Below are 26,832 nucleotides of genomic sequence, written 5' to 3' on the forward strand. Positions count from 1 at the left end.
CAGGCCTGCCGCGCATGTACCCAAAGGCGCCATTCTCGACGAGCTGACGGAACTGGTCGCCGCCCGCAGAGGACTGATGCGCGACCGTACCGCCTCTCTCAATCGCGCCAAAAGCCAACAGATCGCGCTCCTCAAACACCAGGCCGCGCAGCGGCTCAACCAAATCGAGCGTCAGGTCGCAGCCATCGACCGGCAATGCAGGCAGCTGATCGCACGCGAGACCGGCCTCGCCCATCGGCTCGCAATCCTGAGCAGTATTCCCGGTATCGGCGAAACGACCGCCATAGCCATCCTCGCGGACATGCCAGAGCTCGGACAGCTCGAGCCGAAACAGGCCGCCAGCCTCGCCGGCCTCGCGCCCGTCACCCGCCAGTCCGGCGCCTGGCGCGGCAGAAGCTCAATCCGCGGAGGGCGCGCCCACCTCCGCCAGGCGCTCTACATGCCAGCCCTCGTCGCCTTGCGCTTCAACCCACCCCTGAAAGCCAAATACCAGGCGCTTACCAAGGCAGGAAAGCCCGCCAAAATTGCGATCACGGCCATCATGCGAAAGCTGATCATCCTCGCCAATGCTCTGTTGCGCGATGAACGAAAATGGACCCCGACTATCGCTTGACCAAAACGGATACTCTAGCGGCGCGCGCGCGGACTGGCTAAGACTGCGCCGTGCCTTCCGTGTCCCGCTCCCTCCTTCTCGTCTCGCTCTGCGCTGCCGCGGCGGGGTGCTTCCTGCCGGTGCGGGAGACGGTCTATTCGCGCTGCGAGGCCCTCGCCGCGACCGGCTGGACCGCCCGTCTCGAGCCTCGGGCGGGTGGAGGTGGCGCGGTTGCCGTGGCCGGCAGCATCACCCTGCCGAGCGCAGGCTATGAGGTGACCCTGGAACGCGGGCCGGTCGAGCGGATCGAACCGCGGGCGCTGCAGGTGTTGGTACGGACTCGCGCGCCCGACGCGCCGGCCGCGCAGGCGGTGACGCAATATGGCGTTTCCGGCGTGTTCCCCTATGACGGGGAGATCGGCGCCGTCGCGCTCCGCTGCGGGGACGGCATTCTCGCCGTGACGCAGATCGCGCCCAAGGGCTGAGCGAGCTTTAGCCGAGCGACGCGGTCAGAGCCGGGCGGAGCACCATCGCGATGCCGACGATGCTGATCATGAAGACGATCGTGCGGATCACCGGAATGCCCGCCGCGTAAAGCGGCAGATAGACGATCCGCGCGGCCAGCCAGAGCAGCGCGCCGGCGGCGGTCCAGCGGCTCCCCAGCCCGGCGATCGCGACGATCAGGATCGCCGCCGCCATGATCGGAAAGGTCTCGAAGAAGTTCGCTTGCGCCCGCGCCAGCCGCCCGACGATCGGGTCGGGCGGCGGCAGGTCCTGGTCGCGCGCGCCGACGTTCCACTTGGTGCCATATTGGCGGGTCTTGAAGCGCACCGCGATGAAGATGTGCGCGATACCCAGGATGCAGCCCCAGGCCAGGACGGAGAGCTCGACGGTCATGGCGCGACTGTCTGCGAACGGGTGGCCGGACGCAAGAGCGCAGGGACAGCAGGGGGCTGCTGGTGACAGGAGCGGCGTGGTTTGGCACAAGGGCAGGATGTCGAGCGCCCCGCACCTCGTGGAAGCCGCCGAGCTGAGCCTGCCCGGCTGGGTCTATCGCGATCCCGAGTTCTTCGCGGTCGAGATGGAGAGGGTGATCCGCCCGGCGTGGCAGATCGTCTGCCACGACAGCGACATCGCCGAGCCGGGAAGCTGGACGACGATCGACTATCTCGGCGAGAGCGTGATCGTGATCCGCGGCGACGACGGCGCGGCGCGCGCGTTCGCGAACGTCTGCCGTCACCGTGCCTCGCGGCTGGTCAGCGGGACCTCGGGCTGCGCGCGGCGCCTGACCTGCCCTTATCATGCCTGGACCTACGGGCTCGACGGGCGGCTGATCGGCGTCCCGCACAAGCAGGATTATCCCGGCCTCGATCCTGCAGCCCTCGGCCTCGTCCCGATCGAGCTCGACCGGTGGCGCGGCTTCCTGTTCGTCCGGCTGGCGAACGGCGGCCCGTCGGTGGCGGACATGATGGCGCCCTACGATCACGAGGTGGAGCCGCACCGGTTCGAGGATCTGCGCGCCCTCGGACGAGTCACGCTGCGGCCGCGCGAGGTGAACTGGAAGAATGTCTCGGACAATTATTCGGACGGCCTGCACATTCCCGTCGCCCATCCCGGCCTCACCCGGCTGTTCGGCCGCGGCTATCGGATCGACGCCGCGGCCCATGTCGATCGGATGTCCGGCGATCTGCTCGACCGCCCGTCCTCCAATCTCTCCGAGCGCGCCTACCAGGCGATGCTCCCGGTCGCGGAGCACCTGCCCGAAGCGCTTCGCCGCCGCTGGCTCTATTTCAAGCTCTGGCCGAACGTCGCCTTCGACATCTATCCGGATCAGGTCGATTTCATGCAGTTCCTGCCGGTGTCGCCGACCGAGACGCTGATCCGCGAGATCAGCTATGCCCTGCCGGACGGGCGCCGCGAGATGCGCGCCGCCCGCTACCTGAACTGGCGCATCAATCGGCGGGTCAACCAGGAGGACACCGCCCTGATCCTCCGCGTCCAGCAGGGAATGGCCTCGCGCAGCTGGACGCCCGGACCGCTCGGCGAGAGCGAGGTCTGCCTGAGGAGCTTCGCCCGCAAGCTGCGCCGCCTGATTCCCGAAGCCAATCTGCACCAGCCGCCGGGCCCGGGCTGGAGCCGGGGCTGATTCGCGGGGCGCATCCTCCCCGTCGGTTCAGGATCCGGATCAGTCGCTGAAGCGCGGGCGGAACTTGCGGCGTTCGGGATCGGGGCGGCAGGGAAAGCGACGCTTGATGCAATCGTTGAAATAGCGGCCGGCCGAGGGCGCGCGCCGGATCCCCTCGAAAATCGCGCTCGGTACGTCCGAATAGATGTAGCGGCCGGTCTCGCGGAACCAGATGCTCAGCGTGCGGTCCGTTTCGTCATAGGCGACGCGGGCGATCACGCTCGACGATAATCTGGCGGCACGCACGACCGGTCTCCACGCGGAATCGTGCCCGAGCGCTCCGCCGACTCCGCCGTTCCCGGCATCGCGCCGGACCGAATCGATTCAGCGCTGGAACGAGTCGGGCTTGCCTGCCGCAGCGCCAGGAGCGATGCTGACCCGATGAGCCGAGATCCCCGCGTCGATGCCTATATCGCCAAGCAGCAGGACTTCGCGCGTCCCATCCTCGAGCGGATTCGCGCCGATTTCCACGCTGCCCTGCCGGACGTCGAGGAGGCGATACGCTGGGGCATGCCGGCCTTTCTTCACAAGGGGCGCCTGCTTGCCAACATGGCAGGGTTCAAGGCGCACGCCACCCTCGGCCTGCGACGGGGCTCCGAAGTGGTGGAGACGCAGGCGAGCGAAAAGGCGATGGGCCAGTTCGGACGGCTGACGAGCGTCGCCGATCTGCCGGACGAACGGACGCTTCGCGATGCGATCGGCAAGGCGGCTGCGCTCGCCGAGCAAGGGCCGGCGCCGAAGCCGAAGAAGGCGCCCAGGCCCGATCTGCCCGTTCCTCCCGATTTCGCCGCAGCCCTTTCGGGCGTCGCGTCGGCGGAAGCCAATTTTGCCGGGTTCAGTCCCAGCTGCCGCCGGGAATATCTCGAATGGGTGACCGAGGCGAAGCGGCCGGAAACACGCTCGAAGCGGATCGCGCAGGCCGTGGAGTGGATCGCCGAGGGCAAGAGCCGCAACTGGAAGTATGAGAAAGGCCGCTAAGCCACCACCGGCCGTGGCATTTTCCCTTCCGTCCTTAATACAACTTAAAACCTCTCCGGGTACCCCGTGGGGCTTCGCAGCACGCAGGTTCCCGATGTATCACGCGCCCGTAAACCTGGACCTTGACCAGCCGGAACCGGAGCCGGCGGAGCTTGCCGACGACGGCGTCGCCGTCGACGCAAGCAGCCAGAGGCTCCGGGACGCGCATCTTCACAACAGCCAGGCGCAGACCCGGGCCCATTTCGCGCCGTTCTTCTCCGCCACCGCCATGGCCGGGGCGATGCTCGTCGCCTGGGCGATGTTCGGCGGAGTCTCGCTTCCGGTGATCGGCGGCTGGCTTGCCCTGGTCGGCGTCGCCTACGTTGCTTACTGGCGGCGCGCCGTACGCGACGGCTCTTCGGCCAACAGCCGCTCCGCGGAAGGGCAGCCGCTGATCCGCTCCATCGGCGACGCGGTGGTCCTCGCCGCCGTCTGGGTCTCGCTGCCCACCTATGCCTTTGCGACTCTTCCGCACGAGGCGCAGGTGGTGATCGGCGGCGTCATGGCCGCGATGATCATCGCGGCGATCGGCCTCGCCGCCGCGCCCGCCGCCGCCTTTGCCTGGATCGCCTCGATGACGGCCGCCCTGTGCTGCGCCTATTATCTCGGCAGCTCGCAGCTCGCCCCCACCGTCGGCCTGACCATCGTCGGCGTCGCCGCGGTGGGCATCGTCGGGGTCGCGCGCCTGACGCGCTGGAGCTTCGAGCAGCTGCAGACGATCGCCAACGTCCGCACCCAGGCCGAATCGGTCCGCCTGCTGCTCAAGGAATATGAGCATCGCGGCGTCGGCTGGCTCTGGCAGGTCGATGCGGAGAACCGCGTCGTCTACATCTCGTCGCGGATGACCTCGCTGCTCGGCCGCTCGGCCAACCAGCTGATCGGCCATTCGCTTCCGGCGACCCTCGGCGGCAACAGCGCCCTCGGCCGCACCCTGCTCGATCGCCAGCCGTTCGCCAGCCTGGAAATGGAGCTGAAGACCCGCCGCGGCACGCGCTGGATCAGCCTCGCCGGTGATCCGATCATCGACATGGGCGGCCAGTTCCAGGGCTTCCGCGGCGTCGGCTCGGACATCACCGAAGTCCGCAAGACGCAGGAACGGCTGACCAACCTCGCCAACATGGACGTGCTGTCCGGCCTGCCGAACCGCGGCCGCGTGCGTCAGCTGCTCGGTGAGGCGCTCTCCGCCGCCACCACGGGCAACGTGCCCTGCGCGATCATGTTTCTCGATCTCGACGGCTTCAAGCCGGTCAACGACACGTTCGGCCACCCCAAGGGCGACGCCGTGCTGAAGAGCGTGTCGCAGCGCCTCGTCAAGGAAGTCGGCGAGGTCGGCCATGTCGGCCGGATGGGCGGCGACGAGTTCGCCATTGTCATCCGCGACGCGCAGAGCCGCAGGAAGGTCGAGGATCTGGCCCGCCGGATCATCCACGCGGTGGCGGAGCCCTATCATATCGACAAGGCGGAGATCCGCATCGGCGTGTCGATCGGCTGCGCCTTCGGCCCGATCGACGGCCAGAGCGTCGACGATCTGATCCAGAAGGCCGATCTCGCGCTCTATCAGGCCAAGGCCCAGGGCCGCGGCACCTGCTGCTATTTCTCCGCGGACATGCAGAACGAGGCCGAGGACCGGCTCCGTCTCGAGCAGGATCTGCGCCAGGCGCTGACCCTGAAGCAGTTCCGCCTCGACTATCAGCCGCTGGTCAGCGCCGCCGATCAGAGCCTGGTCGGGTTCGAGGCGCTGATCCGCTGGCATCACCCGACCCGCGGCATGGTGTCGCCGGCCGAATTCATCCCGCTGGCCGAGGAAACCGGCCTGATCATGCAGCTCGGCGACTGGGTGATCGAGGAGGCGTGCCGGGCGGCCGCGGTGTGGCCGGACTTCATCAGCGTCGCGCTCAATCTGTCCGCGCGCCAGTTGATCCTCCCGGCGCTGCCGAACACGGTCAGCGAGGCGCTCGCGCGCTACAAGCTCAAGGCCAACCGGCTCGAGCTCGAAGTGACCGAGTCCGTCTTCCTCGGCGACTCGGAAGGATCGCTGGACGTGCTGAAGCGGCTCCGGGCGCTCGGCGTCGGCATCGCGCTCGACGATTTCGGCACCGGTTATTCCTCGCTCGGCTATCTGAACAAGGCGGTGTTCCACAAGCTCAAGATCGACGGCAGCTTCGTGCGCGAAGCCGCCAACAATCGCGAGACGGTGGCGATCATCCAGTCGATCGTCAGCCTCGCCAAGAGCTTCCGCATGACGGTCACCGCGGAAGGCGTCGAGACCGCCGACGATTTCACCCGGATGCGCGATCTCGGAGTCCACCAGATCCAGGGCTATCTGTTCGGCCGCCCGATGAGCTTCGAGCGCGCCACCGACCTGGTCCACGGCGTCCAGACGAAGATGACCGCCTGATCCGACTGGGCTAGGGTTCGGCGATGCGCCGGACCCTGCCTCTTCTAGCCGTTCTCGCCGCCGCCGGCTGCGGCCGCGACGATCCGCCGCCGCCCGCCGAGCAGGCGAAGTCGAACGCGATGGTGCCGGCTTCGCCGCCGGCCGCGGCGCAGCCCGTGCCGCCATCCCGCCGGGACGAGCAGGAGACCGACGACGCGGCCGCCGTCCTGCGGCGTTACTACGATCATATCGAGGCGGGCCGCTATCGCGAGGCGTGGGCGATGCGCAGCACGAGCGAGGAGGGACTGGAGCGCTTTCGGCGCAATTTCGCCGCTTATGATCGCTATCAGGTGACGCTCGGCCATCCGACCGAGCCCGTCCAGGCGGACGGCTGGACCTATGTCGAGATCCCGATCCAGATCCTCGGGACGCTCAAGGGCGGCAAGGGCTTCGGCAGCGTCGGCAGCATCACCATGCGAAAGGCCGGCGGCGCCCGCGGCGCGACCGATGCGCAGCGGGAGTGGCACATCTACACGGGGTAAGGGAGCCTTTACGCTCAAGTGATGTTATGTCATCACCTGATGCAGTGACACGCCGTGAGGAGGATGACCCCATGATCCGTCGCTACACTCGCCGCCGCACCCCGTTGCTCGCCGGCCCGGCCGAGACGCCGATCAGCGACCTCAACACGACGCCGCTGATCGACGTGATGCTGGTGCTGCTGATCATGTTCATCGTCACCATCCCGCTCGCCACCCACGGCATCAAGATGGATCTCCCGACGGGACCGGGGGGCGTGGAGCCGGAGACCCATCGCCTGGACCTCGACCGTACCGGCCGCCTCGCCTTTGACGGCGTGCCGGTCGCGCCCGCGGCCCTGGCGCCGCGCCTGCGCGCGATGCTCGCGGACAATCGCGACAATGTGCTTCACTTCCGCACCGACGGCGATGCGCGCTATGAGGATTTCGACCGCACCCTGGCGATCGTCAAGGGCGCCGGCGTCGAGCGGATCGGCTTCCTCGGCAACGAGGCATTCGTCGCGGCGCTGGAGCGTTAAAGCCGGGAAACACCGCGCGGCGCCGGGCATTGAAGCGGTAGCCCCGCGACAAGGAGAGGATGTGGAATGAAGCTAGGAATCCCGCTCGTCGCGCTTGGCCTTCTCTGCACCGGCTGCGGCGGCGGCGACGCCGAACAGAGCAGCCAGAACGTCACCAGGATCAAGGCCGCCAATCCGGTTTCGGACCAGCTCAAGGGCATGACCGAAATCTATCGCTACCTCGGCCTGCGCCGGGCGATCACCGACTCCGGGCAGCGCTGCAAAAAGGTCGATCGCGGCGCCTATCAAGAAGATTACAAGACGATGGCGCTGTGGACGGCGCATTGCACCGATACCGGCGACTGGGCGATCTTCATCGCGCCGAATGCCGACGTTCAGGTGCGCCGGTGCGGCCATATGGAGCAGCTCGGACTGCCCGCCTGCCGGGTCTCGCCGGCTCCGCAATCCTGAAGAAGGTACCCCGCCGCGGAAGGGGGATCCGCGGCGGGGGCCTTGGGACCGGGAACAAGGGGGGAACCCGGCCTGTGTGGCCGCCAGGGAGGATGCGGCCAGTCCTAATGTGGGACTAAGTTCCCGGAATTGAAGGGTCTTTTCGAAGATTTTGACGGTTTCGCCGGTGCTCCTGCACCGTCCGGAACCGTGCCGGTGCGGGCCCGTTCCCCGGTTGCCGCGAGAACGAGGAAACAGCGATGAGCAGCGAGAAGAGCGACGATCGTGCCGTGCCGGCGGCCGGATCGACCGAAAGGCCGGGCGCGATGCAGGGCGCCGCCGGCACCGAGACGATCAGGCCGGTCCCCTCCGGCAACGCTCTTGGAGGCGACGGCGGCAGCGGCGACTATGGCGCCGCGCGCGGCAGCGGCGGCAGCGATCTTGCGGAGACGGGCCGCGGCGGCGGCAGCGTCCGCCCGACGGAGCCGCCGTCGCAGGTCGATGACGCGCGTCGGCGGAGCAGCGGCCGAGGCGCGGCCACAGGAGCGGCGGACGGCGGGGTCGAAGGCGGTCCCGGCGGCCGCACGGCGGGATCCGGAAATCCCGGAGGCGCCTAGAACCGGGTGAACCGCAGGGGCTGTGGTTCGTTCAGCCCCCATGGTCAACGTCGCACCACCTCGCTTCGTTCGCAGCGCCGGCCCCGGCGTCCCGCTCGGCCAGGCGCTGCAGCAAGGCTTCGCGCTCGCTCGCGGGGGTCTGCCCCGCGTCCTTCAGCAGCTCATCGAGCGCTTGAACCGCATCACCTGAGGTCACCCTGCTCCGCGGGGGCGCGTCGACGGCAGGCCGAAAGCCGCTCCGGTCGGTGTCGCTTGGAATGTCGGAGGGCGCGGTGTAACCCCGCCGTCCCATGATCCCGAGGCCTCACCCTTCATGCGCGTTCTCGTTGCTTGCTTGCTTCTTTCCGTTTCCGCCTGCGCGATGAGCGACACGTCTTCCCCCGCAGCTTCGCAGGCGCCGCGCGCCACGCTCGCCTATCCGGTGAGCGAGCGGCAGGAGATCGTCGAGGACCATTTCGGAACTGCCGTCGCGGACCCCTATCGCTGGCTCGAGGAGGACGTGCGGGTGAGCCCCAAGGTGCGTCAGTGGGTCTCGGAGCAGAACGCCCTCACCGAATCCTACCTCGCCGCCCTCCCGGGCCGGGCCGCCTTCGCGCGGCGGATGACCGAGCTGTTTTCCTACGAGCGCTTCGGCGTGCCCGAGAAGAAGGGCGGCCGCTATTTCTACAGTCGCAATACCGGCCTTCAGAACCAGAACGTGCTCTACGTACGCGAAGGGCTGGACGGCGCGCCGAAGATGCTGATCGATCCCAATACCTGGTCGGCCGACGGCGCGACGGCTCTCGCCGAGTGGGCGCCGTCCGAGGACGGCAAGCGCCTGCTCTATTCGGTGCAGGAGGGCGGCACCGACTGGCGGATCGTCAAGGTGCTGGACGTCGACAGCGGCACGATCCTCCCGGACGAGGTCCATTGGGTGAAATTTTCCAACATCGCCTGGGCTAAGGACGGTTCGGGCTTCTTCTATTCGCGCGTCCCGGAGCCGAAGGCCGAGCAGCAGTTTCAGTCGCTCAACGAGAATCATGCCGTCTACTTCCACGCGCTCGGGACGGCGCAGACGCAGGACAGGCTGGTCTTCGCCCAGCCCGATCGTCCGAAGCTCTCGAATGTCGTACAGGTCTCCGACGACGGGCAGTGGCTGATCGTCACGTCCTCGGAAGGGACGGACGACCGCTACGAGATCACCCTGATCGGTCTCGGCGCCTCTCACGCGGCGCCCCTCCGCTTCGTCACCGGCCTCGAGAACAACTGGAGCTACGTCGGCAATCTCGGCGACACCTTCTACTGGATCACCAACAAGGACGCGCCGCGGCTGAGGATCGTCGCCACCGACATCCGCCGGCCGGTCTCCGAAGCGCGCGAGATCGTCGGTGAGGACAGGTCGACGCTGGAAGGGGCTTCGCTCGTCGGCGGCCGCCTGATCGCTTCCTATCTGACCGATGCCAGGACCGAGGTCCGCACCTTCACGCCGGACGGAAAGAGGCTCGGCGAGGTGGCGCTGCCCGGCATCGGCACAGCGGCCGGCTTCAGCGGCGAGGTGGACGATGCGGAGACGTTCTTCGCCTTCTCGACCTACAATGTCCCGACGACGATCTATCGCTACGATGCCGAAAGCGGCCGGATCGCTGCCTGGGCGGAGCCGAAGGTCGCGTTCGATCCGAATGATTTCGCGGTGGAGCAAAGATTCTACCGGTCGAAGGACGGGACGCGCATTCCGCTCTTCCTGGTCCGCCGCAAGGATCTCGACCCGGCCAAGCGCCACCCGACGTTGCTCTACGGCTATGGCGGCTTCAACGTCTCGCTGACGCCAAGCTTCTCCTCCACCAACCTCGCCTGGGTGGAGCAGGGGGGCGTCTACGCCGTCGCCATTCTTCGCGGCGGCGGCGAATACGGCAAGGCGTGGCACGATGCCGGCCGGCTCGCCAACAAGCAGAACGTCTTCGACGATTTCATCGCGGCGGCGGAGTATCTGGTCGAGGAGAAGGTCACCTCGCCGCAGCAGCTCGCCATCTACGGGCGGTCGAACGGCGGCCTGCTGGTCGGCGCCGTCGTCAATCAGCGGCCGGATCTCTTCGCCGCGGCGCTGCCCGCGGTCGGCGTGATGGACATGCTCCGCTTCGATCGCTGGACGGCCGGCCGCTATTGGGTCGACGATTACGGCCATCCCGACCGGGCAGCGGACTTCCGTATCCTCCGCGCCTATTCGCCCTACCACAACATCCGCTCCGGCACTCGCTATCCCGCGATCCTCGCGACGACGGCGGACACCGACGATCGCGTCGTCCCCGGTCACAGCTTCAAATATGCCGCGGCGTTGCAGGCGGCCGAGACCGGCGACGCCCCGAAGCTGATCCGGATCGAGACCCGCGCCGGACATGGCTCAGGCAAGCCGACCGAGAAGGTGATCGAGGAATATGCCGACATGTGGGCCTTCATCGCGGCGCATACCGGCCTCGAGGTCGAGGCAGCTCCTGCGGCTCGTCGCTGAGCAGCAACAGTTCATCCCGCGGTCAGGACCGGCTGCGTAACGAAGCTCCAGGGACTGACCAGGGAGATTGACGATGAAGACGATTGCGTGCGCGGCTGCCGCCGCGCTGCTCGCCGCCGGCGCGGCGCCGGCCGATGCCCGCGGCCGCTGGCACCACCGCCATCATGACGATGTCGATGCCGGCGACGTCGTGGCCGGCGTCGCGATCGTCGGCGGCATCGCCGCGCTGGCCTCGGAGATCAAGCAGGGCAACCGCGCCAAGCAGGACGCCGCCGTCGACAATTGTGCCGACGAGGCAGAGTATCGCGGCCGCGGTCCCGTTTCCGAGATCACCCACGTCAGCAAGCGCAAGGGCTATTACACGGTGGAAGGCCTGCTGGACGGCGAGGAGAGCGGCACCACCGCCTTCACCTGCACGGTTCGGAACGGCCGCATCTACAGTCTGCGTCTCGGCGGCGAGGCCTGAGCCGGGGCCCGCCGCGGCGCGGGTCCCGGGGAAGCTGAACGGCGCCCAACCGGGCGGTTCAGCACGCCGTCATCCGGACCTTGCTAGAAGGATCCTGCAAGCCCGTGTCTCAGGGGCGGATGTTTCAGGAGGGTTCTTGCCATGAAGGCAGTCACCAAGCTCATCACCGGCGCCGCCACTGCTGCGCTGCTCACCGTCTCTGCCAGCCCGGCCGAGGCCCAGTACCGCTACCGTCACCGTGACCGCGGGATCGATGCGGGCGACATCATCACCGGCGTCGCCATTCTCGGCGGGATCGCGGCCGTGGCCTCGGCCCTCGACCGCGACGGCGGCCGCTACGGCTCCAATTATCGCAGCCGCTATCGCGATGGCTATTCGGCGGCGGTGAACGCCTGCGGCTACGAGGCCGAGCGTATCGGCCGCGGCCGCGTCCGCATCACCGACGTCGATCGGACCGGCAACGACCGCTACCGCGTTCGCGGCGTCGTCGAGGGCCGGGACGATTATCGCTACGACCGCTACGATCGTTCCTATCGCTACGACGATCGCTACAGCCGCTACGATCGCGACTTCGGCCGCGAGGATTTCACCTGCTACGCCCGGGGCAACGGACGGGTCACCGACTTCAACCTCTAGGGCTGGAGCGGGGCCGGTCCTGCCGGTCGGTTGCTGGACAGATATGCGCGCGCGTCCTATCGCGCGCGCATATTTTTTGCCCTGACGCGCCGGAGACTCCATGACCGTTCAGCCTTCCGACTCGATCCTCATCGTCGACTTCGGGAGCCAGGTTACCCAGCTCATCGCCAGACGCGTTCGCGAGGCCGGCGTGTACAGCGAGGTCGCGCCGTTCAGCCGGGCCGTCGAGGCCTATGAGCGGCTGCAGCCCAAGGGCATCATCCTCTCCGGCGGGCCCGCCTCGGTCACCACCGAGCAGAGCCCGCGCGCGCCCCAATTCCTGTTCGAGGCCGGGGTGCCGATGCTCGGCATCTGCTATGGCCAGCAGCTGATGGCCGAGCAGCTGGGCGGCCGCGTCGTCACCGGCGATCACAGCGAGTTCGGCCGCGCCTTCGTCGAGATCCAGGACGGCTGCGCGTTGTTCGATGGCCTCTGGGCGCCGGGCGAGAAGCATCAGGTTTGGATGAGCCATGGCGACAAGGTCGATGCGCTTCCTCCCGGGTTCCGCATCGTCGCTCAGTCGGACGGCGCACCGTTCGCCGCGAGCGCAGACGACGAGCGCCGCTTCTACGGCGTCCAGTTCCACCCAGAGGTCGTCCACACGCCCGACGGCGCCAAGCTAATCGGTAACTTCGTGCGCAAGGTCTGCGGCCTGGCCGGCGACTGGACGATGGCCGAGTTTCGCGCGACCAAGATCGCGGAAATTCGCGAGCAGGTCGGGCGTGGAAAGGTGATCTGCGGCCTTTCCGGCGGCGTCGACAGTGCCGTCGCCGCCGTCCTGATCCACGAGGCGATCGGCCACCAGCTGACCTGCGTCTTCGTCGACCACGGCCTGATGCGCCATGGGGAGGCGGAGCAGGTCGTCTCGCTGTTCCGCAATCATTACAACATCCCGCTCGTCCATGTGGACGCCGAGGCGATGTTCCTGGACGGACTTTCCGGCGTGACCGATCCCGAGGCCAAGAGGAAGTTCATCGGCAAGACCTTCATCGATGTTTTCGAGGCCGAGGCGAAGAAGATCGGCGGCGCCGATTTCCTGGCGCAGGGCACCCTTTATCCGGATGTGATCGAGAGCGTCAGCTTCACCGGCGGGCCGTCGGTCACGATCAAGAGCCACCACAATGTCGGCGGCCTGCCCGAGCGCATGAACATGAAGCTGGTCGAGCCGCTCCGCGAGCTGTTCAAGGACGAGGTGCGCGAGCTCGGCCGCGAGCTCGGCCTTCCCGACGCCTTCGTCGGCCGGCATCCGTTTCCCGGGCCGGGGCTTGCGATCCGCATTCCTGGCGAGGTCAGCAAGGAGCGCTGCGACATCCTGCGCAAGGCAGATGCCATCTACCTGGAAGAGATCCGTAACGCCGGGCTCTACGACGCGATCTGGCAGGCCTTCGCCGTGCTGCTTCCGGTGAAGACGGTCGGCGTGATGGGCGATGGCCGCACTTACGACAGCGTCTGCGCGCTGCGCGCGGTCACCTCGACGGACGGCATGACCGCCGACATCTACCCGTTCGACGCCGCTTTTCTCAGCCGGGTCGCGACCCGCATCATCAATGAGGTGCGCGGCATCAACCGCGTCGTCTACGATTATACCTCGAAGCCGCCGGGCACCATCGAATGGGAGTGAGTGCGCCGAAGACCAGGCAGTCAGATGCCGGGTGCCGCCGCGGCCCCGCGCCCGAAACGAACCTCCCGGCGGCTCCGTACCCGCCAGATGTCGGCACGTGACGATGCGCAAGATGTTGCATCATATGCTGCTTGCGAGCCGGAGCCGAAAAGTCGATCCCGAAAGTTCTTGATTGCAACTTACTTTGCAGCAAGGTGCCGCGACTATTCGGGTTTACATCTTTTGCTGATGCACTGTAATGTCCGCCTCAAGCGACAACGCATTAGGGAGCGAGAGATGCGTGGCTTGAACAGGATTCCGACCAACCAGGAACATGCGATTCGGACGGCGTGGCAAAAGCCGCGGCTTCGGAAATTCAGTGCGGGCGACGCTGAATCTTCCGGTTCCGGAACGACGGACGGCGGCGTCCTTTCCTGAAGCTCCTCGCCGAGTTCCAAGCTAAGATACCGATGGTGTTCTTGGTCGCTGCCTAGTTGCACGCGGCTGCGGCTTTCCTTGCCGACAGCTGCGAGCGTCTGGTTGCGAGCGAGCCGGATCTCGGGTGCGCGCCTGTCGTGAGGCATTTCGCACGGGGCTCTGCATGCGGTTGGCGCGCTTTTGCGCGAATACGATCCGCAGCCGGGTCGTAGGACCCTGCCGCACACGGTCAAACCAAGATCGCCTCAGGCTGAATCAGCCTGAGGCGTGGATCTTGGTCTCAACCATCTGAATGGCGTGCGAGACAGGCTATCGGTGGAAGCGCGAAGCGCTTCCACCTCAGCCGATCGCGCTCTAGTTGAACGCGCCGTTGGTCGTGTTGCCGTCGAGGATGTTGCCCCCGAGATTGTTGATGAACGCGCCGGCGAGCGGATTTACGCCGGTGCCGTTGCCGGTGATCGCCGTGGTCGCGACGCGCACGCGCGAGTTGCCGATGTTGGCGATGATCCCGAAATTGGTGTTGTTGAAGATGGTGCTGTCGACCACCATCACCACCGCCTGAGGAACCGCCGCGGCCGTGGAGACCAAGGCGATGCCCTGGCCTGAACTCGAAAATTCGCTGCGCACGACGGAGACGGTCACGCCGGCAGCGCCGGTGGTCGCCGTGGTATCGACTCGCAGGCTGCTGCCCGCGTTGTTGGCGAAGCGAACGTTGTCGAGCGAGACTCGCGCCGTGCCGCTCCCCGTCGGCTTGACCTCCATGCCCCCGCCGGTGCCGCCGGACGGGCCGCTGGTGACCACCGAGCTGTTGATGACCGCGACAGTGGCGCTGTTCGCGGAGGGCGCGATCGAGATTCCGAAGCCGCCTTTCTGATTCTGGATGAAGACGTCCTCGACGACCAGGGACTTGCCCGAGATGAAGCGGATGCCGTTCAGGCCCGGAGTCGTGCCCGCGCCGTTGATCGAGAGGCCGCGCAGGCGAACCTCCGACTGGCCCGGCGTCGCCGACAGGGAATCGTTGATGACGAAGCCGTTGATGCCGCCCGAGTTCAGCGTGCTGCCCATCGTGCCCGTGCAATCGACGGTGATCGACTTGGTGATCGTCAGAGTGCCGTAGCCGCCCGGATCGAGGCAGTTGATCTCGCCGCCGGCGGCGGTCTTGGAGATTGCGCCGGCGAAGGTCTTGCACGGCGCGGTTCGGCTGCAAGGATTCACATCGTCCCCGACACCGGAGACCCAGGTGCGCGTCGCCTGCGCATGCGCGGGCGCGGCGAAGGCAAAGGCGGCAACGGCCGCGGTGGCAACGCTGGCGAGCTTCATTCCGGTTTTCATGGCTATACCCCTGTGACTGACGTCCCCAGCTGCCGAACATACTCGAATTCGGGCGGCACCGACAGTCGGGAGGCGGAGGAGATCAAATCGAGGCCAAGGAAAAAGATGCTTTTTCCTCGGTGATCGCCCGCCCGCGCGTCGTCCTTCCAGGTGTATGAAAGTCCGCGATATTTTATCAATGCGGACCGGCGGATTTGCCGCCAGGGCTGCAAGGAGGCTCCTGCAGGCGGCGGTGAAAGGACTTGGCTCCTACATCAATTTCGAAGAAAAAAAGCGAGTGGCGAAGCGAAACCAAACTATGAGTCGCCCGATCCGCCTCCAACTCCGACCCGATCCGGCCGAAAGGCTTTACATCTTCGGCACCGTCGGGATGCTGAAGGTCCCGGAATCGCCGTTGCCGCTCAGCCGGTTGTCCCCATAGCTGCCGATCCGAGCGCTCCCGACAGCCATCACTCCGAAGCCATTTCCCGTGATCGTCGAGTCGCCGACGAAGATGCTGGTTCCGCCGCCGTTGCCGATGATCCCGAAGCTCGCATTGTTGGCGATGACGCTGCGATTGACCGACACGATGGCGGGCGTGGCCGAAGCGCTCCCGGCCAGCACGGCCAGCCCCTGGCTGCCGCCGGCGAGATGGCTCTCCTCTATCGAGACGCGAACCCAAAGCCCGGTCGTGGCGCTGCTGTCGATGCGGATGCCGTTCGAGGCATTGTTGTCGATCCTGGCACCGCGGACCGTCAGATTGACCGAAGCGTTGCCGGTCGGTCGTACCTGGATGCCGCTGCCGGTGGTGCCGAGGCCGTTGTCATGGATGTAGGAATCGGAAACGAAGATCTCGGCGGTCCCCGTCGAGGGCGTGATCTGGATGCCGTTGCCACCCGGGCCGGCGAAGGCGAAGTTGAAGACTTCGACCTTGTGCAGGTGCAGCGCGGCGCCGCGAACGAAGTGGATGCCGTTGATCCCCGAAGCATCGGGCGTGCCGCCGTCGATCGCGATGTCCCTGAGCGTCACGACGATGCCGTCGCCGTCGATGATGATGCCCGTCACGTGCGAGGCGTTGATCGACCCGAACACCCCAGAGCAATCGATCGTCACCGACTTGGTGATCCGCGTCGCGCCGTAGCCGGCCGAATCCACGCAATTGATCTCGCCTCCGGGCAGGGTCTTCGACAGGGCGCCGGGAAAGGTCTTGCAGGGCGAGGTTCTGGAGCAGGGATTGACGTCGTCGCCGGTGCTGGACACCCAGGTGCGCGAGGCCATCTGGGCCTGGCTCGGCGCCGACCAGAGCATCGCCATCGCTGCGCAGGAAGCCAGGAGCGCACGTCTTCCGCAGGTCACTGGCATCCCCCTCGATGGCAGAGTCGCGTCGCCGCAAGGATAAGCGAACGGCGGCGCCGAGGCCAGTCGCGGCGTGTCTCCGCAGCGGCGGTGACCCGCCATGTGGCAAAATCGGCGGCAAGCCGATAAGGGGAGGCATGTCCGTCACCCACTCGCTCGACACCTCGACCAGCCGCGCCAATCCGCTGCCGACGCCGATGAAGCGACTCACCGTTCCGAAGCTCCAGGCGATGAAGGGTGGCGATCCGATCGTGATGCTTACCGCTTACACGGCCCGGATGGCGCAGCTGCTCGATCCGCATTGCGACATCCTCCTCGTCGGAGACAGTCTCGGCCAGGTCATCTACGGTCTTCCCTCCACCGTCCCGGTGACGATGGAGATGATGTGCGCGCATGGGGCGGCGGTGGTCCGCGGCTCCTACCATTCCGTCGTCGCCGTCGATCTGCCGTTCGGCAGCTACGAGGCGAGCCCCGAGCGCGCGTTCGACTGCGCCGCCCGCATCTTGAAGGAGACCGGCGCCGCGGCGGTGAAGATGGAGGGGGGAGAGGCGATGGCCGAGACCGTCGCCTTTCTCGTCAGTCGCGGCATCCCGGTGATCGGGCATGTCGGGCTGACGCCCCAGGCGGTGAACGCGCTCGGCGGCTATGGCGCGCGCGGCCGCAGCGAGGCCGAAGCGGCGAAGATCGTCGCCGACGCAAGAGCGATCGACGCCGCCGGCGCCTTCCTGCTGGTGATAGAGGGCGTGATGGAGTCGGTCGCTGCCGAGGTCACCCGCCTGGTCTCCTGCCCGACGATCGGCATCGGCGCCTCGTCCGCCTGCGACGGCCAGGTGCTGGTCACCGAGGACATGCTCGGCCTGTTCGAGCGGACGCCGCGCTTCGTCAAACGCTACGAGGATCTGGCGGCCCGGATCGAGGCCGCCGCCGCCGCTTATGCCGGCGAGGTCCGGGCGAGGGGCTTCCCCACCGAGGAACAGGTCTACCGTCCCAAAGTCTGAGGGGGCTTGCCGTTTCCTTGCCCGGCCCGGTAGAGGTGCGCCGGGGCAAAATACCGGCACGACCTTCCGTTCATCCTGAGTTTCGCTTCGCCGGACGATGAAGGGCCGGCCATTTCGGAGAATATTCTTGGCGATCAAGCCCGCAGACAATGAGTCCTTCTACCGCGAGGTCGACGAAGAGCTGCGCCGCGACCAGATGCGCACCCTTTGGGAGCGCTACGGCAAGCTGGCGATCCTCGCCGTCGTGCTCATCCTCGCCGCCATCGCCGGCGTGATCTGGTGGAAGAACCAGCAGCAGGTGAAAGCCGGCAAGCAGGGGCAGGAGCTGCTCGCCGCGTTCGACGACGTCGCCCAAGGCAAGAAGAGCGCGGCCGGGCCGCGCTTCGACGCGCTCGCCAAGTCCGACAGCCCCGGCTATCGCGCCGCGGGGCTGCTCACCAAGGCCGATCTGGCGATCGAGGCGAACAATCTCGATGCCGCCGCCGCCTTGTTCCAGCAGGTCTCAAGGGACGAGAGTCTCGACCAGAATTATCGCGATCTCGCGCTGATCCGCCTCACCCACGTGCAGTTCGACAAGCTTGCCCCCCAGGCAGTGGTCGATCGGCTGAAGGGCTTCGCCGTCGCCGGCCATCCCTGGTTCGGCAGCGCAGGGGAAATGGTCGCGATCTCCTACCTCAAGCTCAACAAGCCGAACGAGGCGGGGAAGATCTTCGCCGCACTCGCCAAGGACAAGAAGGTCCCGGATTCCCTGCGCTCCCGCGCCACGCAGATGGCCGGCTCGCTTGGCATCGACGCCGTCGAGGATTCGGCCGCAACACAGGAAGCTAAGCAATGAAGCGCGTCATTCTCGTACTCGCCGCGGCGAGCCTCGTCGGCGGCTGCGGCGTCTTCGGGGGCAAGGGGGACAAGAAGACCACGCCGACCGTCGGCGAACGGATCCCGGTCCTCTCGGCCGAAGCCGCGATCCAGGTCGATCCGGCGCTCGCCGGCGTTGCCGTCGTGCTGCCGCCGGCGCAGGTCAACACCGAATGGTCGCAGCCGGGCGGCAACGCGGCGAAATCGATGGGCCATCTGGCGCTGGCCGGTTCGCCCTCGCAGATCTGGCGCTCGAGCATCGGCTCGGGCAGCAGCACCAAGGGCCAGCTCGCCGCCGCACCGGTCGTCGCCGATGGCAAGGTCTTCACCATCGACACCCAGGCCGTCGTCCGCGCGATCAACGCCGATACCGGCGCGACCCTGTGGCAGAGCCAGGTGCGCGGCGAGAACGCGCCTGAGAACGCGCTGTTCGGCGGCGGCGTCAGCTACGAGGCGGGGCGCCTCTACGCGACCAACGGTGCGGGCTATGCGGCCGCGCTCGATGCGTCGAACGGCAGCATCCTCTGGATCAAGCGCCCCGGCGGGCCGCTGCGCGGCGCTCCGACGATCGCCAACGAGAATGTCTATGTCGTCAGCCAGGACAACCAGCTCTACGCGCTGAACCCCGCCGACGGGGCCACGCGCTGGACCGGCGCCGGGGCGGCCGAGATCGCCGGCGTCTTCGGCAACGCGGCTCCGGCCGCGGCGCAGGGGACCGTCGTCGCCGGCTTCTCCTCGGGCGAACTCAACGCCTATCGCTACGAGAACGGCCGCATCCTGTGGCAGGATGCGCTGGCGCGGACCAGCATCTCCACCGCCGTCACCACCCTCTCGGACATCGACGCCGAGCCGGTGATCGATCAGGGCCGCGTCTATGCGGTCGGCCAGGGCGGACGCATGGTCGCGCTTGAGCTGGTCACCGGTCAGCGTATCTGGGAGATCAACGTCGCCGGCATCTCCACCCCGTGGGTGGTGGGCGAGTGGGTGTTCGTTGTCACCGACGAGGGGCAGTTGCTCTGCGTCGCCCGCGCCACCGGCCGGGTCCGCTGGATGAGCCAGCTGCGCCGCTATCGCGATGTCAACGACAAGAAGGGCGTGGTCACCTGGTCCGGCCCGGTGCTCGCCGGCGATCGGCTGATCCTCGCCAATTCGCTTGGCGACATCGTCAACGTCTCGCCGTTCGACGGGACCGTTCAGTCGACCGTCTCGACCAACATGCCGGTGTCGCTCAGCCCGGTCGTCGCCAACAACACCCTCTACATCCTGCACAGCAACGGTCAGCTCAGCGCCTGGCGCTGAGCGCCGGCCCTCTTCCCCCGCGCCCAGAGGTCGGGCGGGAGAGGGCGGTTGACCGTGCACCTCAGAAGCGGCAGGGCAGCGCGCTATGGCCAAGCAGCCCACCGTCGCGATCATCGGCCGTCCCAACGTCGGCAAATCCACCCTGTTCAACCGCCTGGTCGGCAAGCGCCTGGCGCTCGTCGACGACAGGCCGGGCGTCACCCGCGACCGGCGGGAGGGCGAGGCGAGTCTGCTCGGGCTCGAGTTCCGGATCATCGACACCGCCGGTTACGAGGACGAGGATCCGCAGACGCTGCCGGGCCGCATGCGCGCCCAGACCTCGGCGGCGCTGCGCGAAGCCGATGCGGCCCTGTTCCTGATCGACGCGCGCGCCGGCGTCACGCCGCTCGATGAGGAAATCGCGCGCTGGCTGCGCTCCGAGACGACGCCGGTCATCCTCGCCGCCAACAAGGCCGAAGGGAAGGCCGGCGAGTCCGGGCTGCTCGAGGCCTATTCGCTGGGCCTTGGCGAACCGGTGCCGATCAGCGCCGAGCATGGTGAGGGTGTCGTCGATCTGTTCGAGCATCTGCGCCCTCACGTCGAGCGCGAGGAGGAGGACGAGCCGGAGCCTGAGGACGAGAACGATCGTCCGCTGAAGCTGGCGATCGTCGGCCGACCCAATGCCGGCAAGTCGACGCTGATCAACCGCATCCTGGAAGAGGAGCGGCTGATTACCGGACCGGAAGCCGGGATCACGCGCGATTCGATCTCGATCGACTGGGAGTGGCAGTCGCCCGACGGGCGCGCCCGGCCGGTCCGGCTGATCGACACCGCCGGCATGCGCAAGAAGGCGAAGGTCCAGGACAAGCTCGAGAAGCTCTCGGTCGCGGATGGCCGCCGCGCGGTCGAGTTTGCCGAGGTCGTCGTCCTGCTTCTCGACGCCACTCTCGGCCTCGAGGCGCAGGACCTGCGCATCGCCGATTACGTGCTGCAGGAAGGCCGCGCCCTGCTGATCGCGATCAACAAATGGGACGTTGCCGAGAACCACAGCCAGCTCTTCCAGGGCATTCGCGCGGCGCTTCAGGAGGGGCTCTCGCAGGCGCCCGGCGTCCCGCTGCTCGCCGTCTCGGCGATGACCGGCAAGGGGCTCGATCAGTTGCTCGCCGCCGCCTTCGAAATCCGCGAGGTATGGTCGCGGCGCGTCTCGACCGGCCAGCTCAACCGCTGGTTCGAGGATGCGATCGAGCGCAACCCGCCGCCGGCGCCCGGCGGCAAGCGGATCAAGCTGCGCTACATCACCCAGGTCAACACCCGGCCGCCCGCCTTCGTGATCTTCGGCAATCGCCTCGAGATGCTGCCGGACAGCTATCTGCGCTACCTGACCAACGGAATGCGCAAGGAGCTCGATTTCGGCGCGGTGCCGGTACGGATATCGACCCGCACGTCGCGCAACCCCTACGGCAAGGACAGCTGAGCGGCGCCCCTTGCCAACCTTGCCCGTCGAGCCGCACAGTCGCTCGGCAACGCGGGGAGAGCATGATGCCGCCCAGGCCGGTCCCGATCGCATTCGCCGCGCTTTTTCTCTCGCCGCCGGCCGCCTACGCACAGACGCCGCCGGCGGTCGCCGGAATCGAGCGGCGGGTGCAGGAAGTCCGGGCGGAGCTGCTGAAGCCGGGACCGGTGGTTCCGGGCTGGAACGTCGGGGGTGCCGACCCCGCCCTGGCGCTTGAGAGAGCAGGCGCGGACCAGCATTATCTCCTCATCGAGGACGGGGAGGAGCGGATCGTCCAGATCCGCAGCGATCGCAGGATCGCGCATTTCGCCCCGGGGACCTGGCGGCCGATCGACAGCTACGGCTCGGCCATCGCCTACGCCGAGCGGCCGTCGATCGGCTTCGCGCCGATCGGCACCCGTTTCGTGATCGGCACGCGCGTGCATGGCTGGCGGGAGAATGGCCTTACCTGCAGCAAGGGGATGAGCCACGCGATCCTCTACGAGATTCCGGGCGCGCCGGCGGACGGTCTGTCCCGGGACGCGGCGATCGGCATGTTCCGCATCTCGATGCTCGCCCTGGAGGACCAGACGATCTGCGAACGTGCCGAGGGCAGCGCCGCGACCGGCTGGAGGATCAGATCGCTGCTTCCCGACGGACGTGACCTGCCCGCGCTGAACCAGGGCGAGCCCCGTCTCACCGTCGTTCCGGCCGCCCCGATCGCCGAGCTGGTGCGCGGCAAGAGACTCGAACCGACGGACGGGACAGCCGAGCGCTAGGCGGCTGTCGTGCGGCGCGGCCGGCGGAGCGGCTGGAGCGCGCCGCGGGCGAGCGATCGCCACACCCATTCGAACGGGCCGTAGGCGAAGCGGTCCAGCCACGGCTTCGACCAGAGCAGCATGACGGCCCAGGCGGAAAGGACGATCAGCCACAATTGGGCACGGCCGAGGTGCCCGTAGAGGCCGAGCCCGTAGCCGTAGAACAGGCCGGTCATGACGATGCTGGTGCCGAGATAGTTGCTGAACGCCGCCCGGCCCGCGGCAGCGAGGCGCTCTCCGAGCGCGCCGCCGCCGCCGCGCGTCAGCAGGATGATCAGCGCGGCCCATCCGACGACCATCGGCGGCCGGACGATCTGCGACGCCGCCTCGACCAGGCCGAAGACGAGGGCGGGCGGAAAGTGCGTCTCGAGCAGCCAGGCCGCGAAGCCGGCCTGCACTGCGATCGTCAGGCCGAGGCTCCATGCCGCGACGCGGCGATACGCCCGGTCGGGCCACGTCCCGGCGAGGAAGCCGCTGCGCAGCGCCGCCATGCCGAGCAGCATGTAGCCGATCGCCTCCCAGCCGAAGAGCAGGATGCCATCGATCGGATCCGAACCCTGGACGTGCCAGCGATAGCCGACGATGTCGCCATAGCTGCCGCGATACAAAGCGAGCGTCTCGGCCAGGATGTTCGGATCGGGGCGGCCATAGCTGTTCTCGAGGATCCAGGCCTGCTTCACCATCTCGGTCGGGGCGCCTGGCGCGGTCGCGGCGGCCGCCGCCGCGAAATAGCCGGCGCTGCTCATCGCCTGGAGCAGGAGATCGACGAGCAGGAAGGCGAGCCCGAAGCGGATCAGCTGGCGGACTTCCATCTGGTGGAAGAACCATGCCGCGGCGCCGGCGACCGCATATTCGAACAGGATGTCGCCGCGCCAGATCAGGTAAAAATGGGCGAGGCCGATCACGCCCAGCCACAGCATGCGGCGATAGTGGATGGCCGCCGAAGGCTCGCCGCGCGCGTCGGCACGCTCGATCACGAGCAGCATGCTGCCCCCGAACAGGAAGGAGAAGAGGCCGCGCATCTTTCCGTCGAACAGGACGAAGGAGGCCGCCCAGGCCGCGTAATCGGCCGCGGAAGGGCTGCCATAGGCCGCCGGGTTGTCATAGGCCTGCGGCGGCAGCGCGAACTCGACGATGTTCATCGTCAGGATTCCGAGCACGGCGACCCCGCGAAGCACGTCGAGGGTGCGGATGCGCGCGAAGGCATCGCTGCTCATCTGGCGCGTCCCTGTGGGCGCCGGCGGACCGCGGGGAGCGGGATCCTTGCCGGAGCCCGGCTCAATCCTCGGCGGGCTTGGACTGGAGCTGGATGTAGTTGGCGAGGCCCATCTGCCGGATCATGTCGAACTGGCGCTCGAGGTGATCGACATGCTCTTCCTCGTTGCCGAGGATCTCGGCGAACAGGTCACGGCTGACATAGTCGCGAACCGCCTCGCAATGCTGGATGGCGCCGCGCAGCTGCTCGACGGCCTCGACCTCGAGGTCGAGATCGGAGCGCAGCACCTCCTCGACCGTCTCGCCGATGCGCAGTCGCCCGAGCAGCTGGAAGTTGGGCAGGCCCTCGAGGAACAGGATGCGCTCGGCAAGCCGATCGGCATGCTTCATCTCGTCGATCGACTCGTGCCGCTCGTAGGCGGCGAGGCGGGCGATGCCCCAATTGTCGAGCAGCCGATAGTGCAGCCAATATTGGTTGGTCGCCGTCAGCTCGTTCTTGAGCGCTTCGTTGAGAAGCTCGATGACGCGTGCGTCGCCCTTCATGTGCCGGCTCCCCTGGGCTGTCTCTCGAGCAGCCTTTCGGCCGAAGGGCGAACACCGTCAAGACCCGCGCGCCGGACCGCACGGATGAAGGGTCCTGTTGCCGCCTCAGGCGGCCGACTGCTCTGCGGCGATCACTTCGCGGGCGAAGGAGAAGCACTGGCCGCAGCGCGGTTTGCGGCCGAACGCCCGATAGGCGCTGGTGGGGCAGGACGCGCCATCGCGGGCGGCCTTGCGGACGTCGCACTCGCGAATCGCATTGCAGACACAGACGATCATGGAGATCGGAAATAGCGATAATGCGACTAAGTCGCAATAGCGGACATCTGCCTATTGCCGAAGCGCCTTGCGAATGACGAGCTTCAGGCCGGACCAGGTCTCGTCCACGGCGCAGACCTTCACGTCGACCAGCCCCGTGGGGAGCGCGACCGCCCGGACCAGATCCTCGCTGACCTCGCTCGGCACGCGCGACGCCTTCTTCGGCCACGACACCCAGAGCATGCCGTCCGGCGCGAGCAGCGGGCGCAGGCGCTCGACGGCCTCCTCCAGGGCAACGCGCGTGGTGACGAAGACATGCGCGGCGTCGATCGGCGCCTCGGCCGCTCCTCGACATTCCAGCGCAACGCCCGAGGCGGCGATCGCGCGCTGGACCTCGACGGGCATGTTCTCCCACCAGATCCGCTGACCGTCCTTCAGCGTCAGCTTCTTCGCCAGCGGCGTACCCGAATAGCCCGTCGCCATCACGCGCCTCCCGCCCGGGAGGATAGCACAGGTCGTGATGCTGTCGCCGCGAGGCTGGATCAGGCGACGGTGAGCTCGCCGCCCATCAGGCTGGGGAAGAAACCCTCATGGGCGTCGCGGAGCCGGGCGAGCGGGAGGTGCAGCCTGCCGTCCTCGTCAGCGAGCGCATCGCCTCCGATCGTGCCGACGAAGCTCAGCGGTACGCCGGCCGCGGCCGCGGCGTGCTGGAGGGCCTCGCTGTCGCGGGTGGTGACGAGATAGCGTCCCTGGTCCTCGCCGAAGAGGAAGGCGGCGGACCGTGGCAGGTCCGCGTCCAGCATCGCGCCCAGCCCGCCGGCCAGCGCCATCTCCGCCAGCGCCACGATGAGGCCGCCATCGGAGACGTCGTGCACCGCGCTGACGGCGCCCTCGCCGATCAGGCCGCGAACGAAGGCGCCGTTGCGTTTCTCCACGGCGAGATCGACCGGCGGGGGCGGGCCGGCCTCGCGGCCGGCGATCTCGCGCAGCCAGAGGGACTGGCCGAGATGGCCCTTGGTCTCGCCGATCAGGTAGATCGCCTCGCCTTCGCCCTTGAAGGCGATCGTTGCCGATTTCGACCAGTCCTGCAGCAGGCCGATGCCGCCGATCGCCGGCGTCGGGAGAATCGCGGAGCCGCTGCCGTCCTCGTTCTTGGTCTCGTTGTAGAGCGAGACGTTGCCGGAGACGATCGGGAAGTCGAGGGCGCTGCACGCCTCCGCCATGCCCTCGATGCAGCCGACGAACTGGCCCATGATCTCGGGACGCTGGGGGTTGCCGAAGTTCATGCAGTCGGTCGTGGCGAGCGGCGTCGCGCCGACGGCGCTGAGGTTGCGATAGCATTCGGCAATCGCCTGGCGGCCGCCCTCCACCGGATCGGCGAAGCAGTAGCGCGGGGTCACGTCGGTGGCGATCGCAAGACCCTTCGCGGTGCCGTGGACCCGGACGACGGCCGCGTCGCCGCCGGGCCGCTGGACCGTGTCGGCGCCGACCATGTGATCATATTGCTCCCAGATCCAGCGGCGGCTGGCGAGGTCCGGCGACGCCATCAGCGCGAGCAGGTCCGCGGCCGGGTCCGCGCTCTCCGCCACCGCGCCGAGCGGCGCCGGCTGGGGCGTCGGCACCCAGGGCCGATCGTAGCAGGGAGCGTCGTCGGCGAGCGGGGCGAGCGGTATGTCGGCGGCGATCTCGCCGTTCCAGCGCAGCACCAGATGGCCGGTGTCGGTGACCTTGCCGATCACCGCGAAATCGAGCTCCCACTTGCGGAAGATCGCTTCGGCCTCGGCCTCGCGTCCGGGCTTCAGCACCATCAGCATCCGCTCCTGACTCTCGGAGAGCATCATCTCGTAGGGCGTCATGCCTTCCTCGCGGCAGGGCACCGCGTTCATGTCGAGCTCGAGCCCGACGCCGCCCTTCGACGCCATCTCCACGGACGAGGAGGTGAGGCCGGCCGCCCCCATGTCCTGGATGGCGACGATCGCGTCAGACCCCATCAGCTCGAGGCACGCCTCGATCAGCAATTTCTCGGTGAACGGATCGCCGACCTGGACGGTGGGGCGCTTCTCCTCGCTGTCCTCGGAGAAATCGGCGGACGCCATGGTCGCGCCGTGAATGCCGTCGCGGCCGGTCTTGGAGCCGACGTACACCACCGGATTGCCGATGCCGGCGGCGGCCGAATAGAAGATCTTGTCGGTCTCGGCGATGCCGACGGTCATCGCATTGACCAGGATGTTGCCGTCATAGGCGCGGTGGAAATTGACCTCGCCGCCCACCGTGGGGACGCCGACGCAATTGCCGTAGCCGCCGATGCCCGAGACGACGCCGGAGATCAGGTGCCGCATCTTGGGATGGTCCGGCCGGCCGAAGCGCAGCGCGTTGAGGTTGGCGACCGGCCGCGCGCCCATAGTGAACACGTCGCGCAGGATGCCGCCGACCCCGGTCGCCGCGCCCTGATAGGGCTCGATGTACGACGGGTGGTTGTGACTCTCCATCTTGAAGATCGCCGCCTGGCCGTCGCCGATATCAACCACGCCGGCATTCTCGCCGGGACCCTGGATCACCCACGGCGCCTGGGTGGGCAGCTTCTTCAGGTGGATTCGGGACGATTTGTACGAGCAATGCTCGGACCACATCACCGAGAAGATGCCCAGCTCGGTGATGTTCGGCTCACGTCCCATCGCGTGCAGCACGCGGGCATATTCTTCCTGGGACAGGCCGTGCTCGGCGACGATCTCGGGGGTAATGGAATCGGTCATGGCGGCCTCCTATTCGATCG

The 26,832-nt window shown here is 67.6% G+C and carries 28 protein-coding genes; 19 read left to right on the top strand and 9 right to left on the bottom strand.

The features are described 5' to 3' along the window. Both E2493_RS11950 and E2493_RS11955 read left to right on the top strand, forming a co-directional pair. Window positions 1-613, top strand: a 613-nt coding sequence (locus E2493_RS11950; RefSeq protein WP_225421428.1) for a transposase, incomplete at its 5' end; no start/stop codon positions are given. Window positions 614-672: 59 nt separating this feature from the next. Then, on the top strand, window positions 673-1,077 hold the full coding sequence (locus tag E2493_RS11955; protein WP_135087058.1) for a hypothetical protein: 405 nt from the start codon (window positions 673-675) through the stop codon (window positions 1,075-1,077). Window positions 1,078-1,084: 7 nt separating this feature from the next. Here E2493_RS11955 and E2493_RS11960 read toward each other — a convergent pair whose 3' ends face one another. Next, entirely contained in the window at window positions 1,085-1,489 is a 405-nt protein-coding gene (locus E2493_RS11960; protein ID WP_135087060.1) for an MAPEG family protein, read from the bottom strand. A gap of 97 nt (window positions 1,490-1,586) precedes the next feature. On the opposite strand from E2493_RS11960, the gene E2493_RS11965 reads away from it, so the two are divergent. Continuing rightward, window positions 1,587-2,738 (top strand): aromatic ring-hydroxylating oxygenase subunit alpha, encoded by a 1,152-nt coding sequence (locus tag E2493_RS11965; RefSeq protein ID WP_135087062.1) that lies wholly within the window; start codon window positions 1,587-1,589, stop codon window positions 2,736-2,738. A gap of 39 nt (window positions 2,739-2,777) precedes the next feature. Here the strand turns inward: E2493_RS11965 and E2493_RS11970 are convergent, their stop codons facing one another. Then, entirely contained in the window at window positions 2,778-3,023 is a 246-nt protein-coding gene (locus tag E2493_RS11970) for a KTSC domain-containing protein (protein ID WP_225421429.1), read from the bottom strand. A gap of 135 nt (window positions 3,024-3,158) precedes the next feature. Here E2493_RS11970 and E2493_RS11975 point away from each other — a divergent pair, with 135 nt between their 5' ends. From E2493_RS11975 to guaA, 11 genes are all read left to right on the top strand, one after another. After that, window positions 3,159-3,755: a YdeI/OmpD-associated family protein gene (locus tag E2493_RS11975; protein WP_135087064.1), complete on the top strand. Its 597-nt coding sequence runs from the start codon at window positions 3,159-3,161 to the stop codon at window positions 3,753-3,755. Window positions 3,756-3,849: 94 nt separating this feature from the next. Continuing rightward, window positions 3,850-6,192, top strand: coding sequence for a putative bifunctional diguanylate cyclase/phosphodiesterase (locus E2493_RS11980; RefSeq protein WP_135087066.1), 2,343 nt, complete (start codon window positions 3,850-3,852; stop codon window positions 6,190-6,192). A gap of 23 nt (window positions 6,193-6,215) precedes the next feature. Next, window positions 6,216-6,713 (top strand): hypothetical protein, encoded by a 498-nt coding sequence (locus E2493_RS11985; protein WP_135087068.1) that lies wholly within the window; start codon window positions 6,216-6,218, stop codon window positions 6,711-6,713. Window positions 6,714-6,784: 71 nt separating this feature from the next. Continuing rightward, a complete protein-coding gene (locus E2493_RS11990; protein WP_135087070.1) occupies window positions 6,785-7,228 on the top strand; it encodes an ExbD/TolR family protein in 444 nt (147 codons plus the stop codon). A 66-nt stretch (window positions 7,229-7,294) separates the two neighbouring features. Further along, window positions 7,295-7,678 (top strand): hypothetical protein, encoded by a 384-nt coding sequence (locus tag E2493_RS11995; protein ID WP_135087072.1) that lies wholly within the window; start codon window positions 7,295-7,297, stop codon window positions 7,676-7,678. Window positions 7,679-7,917: 239 nt separating this feature from the next. After that, entirely contained in the window at window positions 7,918-8,274 is a 357-nt protein-coding gene (locus E2493_RS12000; RefSeq protein WP_135087074.1) for a hypothetical protein, read from the top strand. A 40-nt stretch (window positions 8,275-8,314) separates the two neighbouring features. Beyond that, the gene (locus E2493_RS21815; protein ID WP_225421430.1) at window positions 8,315-8,464 is read left to right on the top strand and encodes a hypothetical protein; all 150 of its coding nucleotides are present in this window, start codon (window positions 8,315-8,317) and stop codon (window positions 8,462-8,464) included. A gap of 171 nt (window positions 8,465-8,635) precedes the next feature. After that, entirely contained in the window at window positions 8,636-10,759 is a 2,124-nt protein-coding gene (locus E2493_RS12005) for a prolyl oligopeptidase family serine peptidase (RefSeq protein WP_225421431.1), read from the top strand. A gap of 73 nt (window positions 10,760-10,832) precedes the next feature. Next, complete coding sequence (locus tag E2493_RS12010) at window positions 10,833-11,225, top strand: hypothetical protein (RefSeq protein ID WP_135087078.1); 393 nt, start codon at window positions 10,833-10,835, stop codon at window positions 11,223-11,225. A gap of 141 nt (window positions 11,226-11,366) precedes the next feature. Beyond that, on the top strand, window positions 11,367-11,861 hold the full coding sequence (locus E2493_RS12015; protein ID WP_135087080.1) for a hypothetical protein: 495 nt from the start codon (window positions 11,367-11,369) through the stop codon (window positions 11,859-11,861). A 100-nt stretch (window positions 11,862-11,961) separates the two neighbouring features. Further along, complete coding sequence (guaA, locus tag E2493_RS12020; RefSeq protein ID WP_135087081.1) at window positions 11,962-13,521, top strand: glutamine-hydrolyzing GMP synthase; 1,560 nt, start codon at window positions 11,962-11,964, stop codon at window positions 13,519-13,521. Window positions 13,522-14,292: 771 nt separating this feature from the next. Here guaA and E2493_RS12025 read toward each other — a convergent pair. Together E2493_RS12025 and E2493_RS12030 are read right to left on the bottom strand one after the other, a co-directional pair. Next, window positions 14,293-15,270, bottom strand: a complete 978-nt coding sequence (locus E2493_RS12025; RefSeq protein WP_135087083.1) for a right-handed parallel beta-helix repeat-containing protein — start codon at window positions 15,268-15,270, stop codon at window positions 14,293-14,295. A 348-nt stretch (window positions 15,271-15,618) separates the two neighbouring features. Continuing rightward, window positions 15,619-16,563: a right-handed parallel beta-helix repeat-containing protein gene (locus tag E2493_RS12030; protein ID WP_167737502.1), complete on the bottom strand. Its 945-nt coding sequence runs from the start codon at window positions 16,561-16,563 to the stop codon at window positions 15,619-15,621. Between the two features lie 179 nt (window positions 16,564-16,742). Between E2493_RS12030 and panB the strand changes: the two genes are divergently transcribed. The 5 genes from panB to E2493_RS12055 all read left to right on the top strand — a co-directional run bounded on the left by panB (window position 16,743) and on the right by E2493_RS12055 (window position 22,007). Then, window positions 16,743-17,603: a 3-methyl-2-oxobutanoate hydroxymethyltransferase gene (panB, locus tag E2493_RS12035; protein WP_135087087.1), complete on the top strand. Its 861-nt coding sequence runs from the start codon at window positions 16,743-16,745 to the stop codon at window positions 17,601-17,603. A gap of 127 nt (window positions 17,604-17,730) precedes the next feature. Further along, window positions 17,731-18,438, top strand: a complete 708-nt coding sequence (locus tag E2493_RS12040) for a tetratricopeptide repeat protein (protein ID WP_135087089.1) — start codon at window positions 17,731-17,733, stop codon at window positions 18,436-18,438. Further along, on the top strand, window positions 18,435-19,757 hold the full coding sequence (locus tag E2493_RS12045; RefSeq protein WP_135087091.1) for an outer membrane protein assembly factor BamB family protein: 1,323 nt from the start codon (window positions 18,435-18,437) through the stop codon (window positions 19,755-19,757). The genes E2493_RS12040 and E2493_RS12045 overlap by 4 nt, the downstream gene beginning before the upstream one ends. A gap of 85 nt (window positions 19,758-19,842) precedes the next feature. Further along, window positions 19,843-21,210 (top strand): ribosome biogenesis GTPase Der, encoded by a 1,368-nt coding sequence (der, locus tag E2493_RS12050; RefSeq protein ID WP_135087093.1) that lies wholly within the window; start codon window positions 19,843-19,845, stop codon window positions 21,208-21,210. 65 nt (window positions 21,211-21,275) lie between these two features. Continuing rightward, window positions 21,276-22,007, top strand: coding sequence for a hypothetical protein (locus tag E2493_RS12055; RefSeq protein ID WP_135087095.1), 732 nt, complete (start codon window positions 21,276-21,278; stop codon window positions 22,005-22,007). Here E2493_RS12055 and E2493_RS12060 read toward each other — a convergent pair. From E2493_RS12060 to purL, 5 genes are all read right to left on the bottom strand, one after another. Next, window positions 22,004-23,263 (bottom strand): DUF418 domain-containing protein, encoded by a 1,260-nt coding sequence (locus E2493_RS12060; protein WP_135087097.1) that lies wholly within the window; start codon window positions 23,261-23,263, stop codon window positions 22,004-22,006. The two genes, E2493_RS12055 and E2493_RS12060, sit on opposite strands and share 4 nt — an antisense overlap. A 61-nt stretch (window positions 23,264-23,324) precedes the next feature. Next, window positions 23,325-23,804, bottom strand: coding sequence for a bacterioferritin (bfr, locus tag E2493_RS12065; RefSeq protein WP_135087099.1), 480 nt, complete (start codon window positions 23,802-23,804; stop codon window positions 23,325-23,327). Window positions 23,805-23,909: 105 nt separating this feature from the next. Next, complete coding sequence (locus E2493_RS21820; RefSeq protein WP_135087101.1) at window positions 23,910-24,080, bottom strand: (2Fe-2S)-binding protein; 171 nt, start codon at window positions 24,078-24,080, stop codon at window positions 23,910-23,912. Window positions 24,081-24,131: 51 nt separating this feature from the next. Next, complete coding sequence (locus E2493_RS12075; RefSeq protein ID WP_135087103.1) at window positions 24,132-24,542, bottom strand: DUF3052 family protein; 411 nt, start codon at window positions 24,540-24,542, stop codon at window positions 24,132-24,134. A gap of 59 nt (window positions 24,543-24,601) precedes the next feature. After that, entirely contained in the window at window positions 24,602-26,812 is a 2,211-nt protein-coding gene (gene purL / locus E2493_RS12080; RefSeq protein WP_135087105.1) for a phosphoribosylformylglycinamidine synthase subunit PurL, read from the bottom strand. Between the last annotated feature and the right edge of the window lie 20 nt (window positions 26,813-26,832).

This window comes from Sphingomonas parva (ex Maeng et al. 2020) (genome assembly GCF_004564275.1).
Taxonomy (GTDB): domain Bacteria; phylum Pseudomonadota; class Alphaproteobacteria; order Sphingomonadales; family Sphingomonadaceae; genus Allosphingosinicella; species Allosphingosinicella parva.

Excerpts from the sequence above, each read along its gene's own strand:
- E2493_RS12075 (WP_135087103.1), bottom strand. The coding sequence starts at position 24,542 with ATGGCGACGGGCTATTCGGGTACGCCGCTGGCGAAGAAGCTGACGCTG.
- E2493_RS12045 (WP_135087091.1), top strand. The coding sequence starts at position 18,435 with ATGAAGCGCGTCATTCTCGTACTCGCCGCGGCGAGCCTCGTCGGCGGC.
- E2493_RS11985 (WP_135087068.1), top strand. The coding sequence starts at position 6,216 with ATGCGCCGGACCCTGCCTCTTCTAGCCGTTCTCGCCGCCGCCGGCTGC.
- E2493_RS11975 (WP_135087064.1), top strand. The coding sequence starts at position 3,159 with ATGAGCCGAGATCCCCGCGTCGATGCCTATATCGCCAAGCAGCAGGAC.
- E2493_RS12030 (WP_167737502.1), bottom strand. The coding sequence starts at position 16,563 with ATGGCGATGCTCTGGTCGGCGCCGAGCCAGGCCCAGATGGCCTCGCGC.
- E2493_RS11980 (WP_135087066.1), top strand. The coding sequence starts at position 3,850 with ATGTATCACGCGCCCGTAAACCTGGACCTTGACCAGCCGGAACCGGAG.
- E2493_RS11965 (WP_135087062.1), top strand. The coding sequence starts at position 1,587 with ATGTCGAGCGCCCCGCACCTCGTGGAAGCCGCCGAGCTGAGCCTGCCC.
- guaA (WP_135087081.1), top strand. The coding sequence starts at position 11,962 with ATGACCGTTCAGCCTTCCGACTCGATCCTCATCGTCGACTTCGGGAGC.
- E2493_RS12055 (WP_135087095.1), top strand. The coding sequence starts at position 21,276 with ATGCCGCCCAGGCCGGTCCCGATCGCATTCGCCGCGCTTTTTCTCTCG.
- E2493_RS11960 (WP_135087060.1), bottom strand. The coding sequence starts at position 1,489 with ATGACCGTCGAGCTCTCCGTCCTGGCCTGGGGCTGCATCCTGGGTATC.
- purL (WP_135087105.1), bottom strand. The coding sequence starts at position 26,812 with ATGACCGATTCCATTACCCCCGAGATCGTCGCCGAGCACGGCCTGTCC.
- E2493_RS21820 (WP_135087101.1), bottom strand. The coding sequence starts at position 24,080 with ATGATCGTCTGTGTCTGCAATGCGATTCGCGAGTGCGACGTCCGCAAG.
- E2493_RS12000 (WP_135087074.1), top strand. The coding sequence starts at position 7,918 with ATGAGCAGCGAGAAGAGCGACGATCGTGCCGTGCCGGCGGCCGGATCG.
- E2493_RS12060 (WP_135087097.1), bottom strand. The coding sequence starts at position 23,263 with ATGAGCAGCGATGCCTTCGCGCGCATCCGCACCCTCGACGTGCTTCGC.
- E2493_RS12010 (WP_135087078.1), top strand. The coding sequence starts at position 10,833 with ATGAAGACGATTGCGTGCGCGGCTGCCGCCGCGCTGCTCGCCGCCGGC.
- E2493_RS21815 (WP_225421430.1), top strand. The coding sequence starts at position 8,315 with ATGGTCAACGTCGCACCACCTCGCTTCGTTCGCAGCGCCGGCCCCGGC.
- der (WP_135087093.1), top strand. The coding sequence starts at position 19,843 with ATGGCCAAGCAGCCCACCGTCGCGATCATCGGCCGTCCCAACGTCGGC.
- E2493_RS11990 (WP_135087070.1), top strand. The coding sequence starts at position 6,785 with ATGATCCGTCGCTACACTCGCCGCCGCACCCCGTTGCTCGCCGGCCCG.
- E2493_RS11995 (WP_135087072.1), top strand. The coding sequence starts at position 7,295 with ATGAAGCTAGGAATCCCGCTCGTCGCGCTTGGCCTTCTCTGCACCGGC.
- E2493_RS12015 (WP_135087080.1), top strand. The coding sequence starts at position 11,367 with ATGAAGGCAGTCACCAAGCTCATCACCGGCGCCGCCACTGCTGCGCTG.
- bfr (WP_135087099.1), bottom strand. The coding sequence starts at position 23,804 with ATGAAGGGCGACGCACGCGTCATCGAGCTTCTCAACGAAGCGCTCAAG.
- E2493_RS12025 (WP_135087083.1), bottom strand. The coding sequence starts at position 15,270 with ATGAAAACCGGAATGAAGCTCGCCAGCGTTGCCACCGCGGCCGTTGCC.
- E2493_RS12005 (WP_225421431.1), top strand. The coding sequence starts at position 8,636 with ATGAGCGACACGTCTTCCCCCGCAGCTTCGCAGGCGCCGCGCGCCACG.
- panB (WP_135087087.1), top strand. The coding sequence starts at position 16,743 with ATGTCCGTCACCCACTCGCTCGACACCTCGACCAGCCGCGCCAATCCG.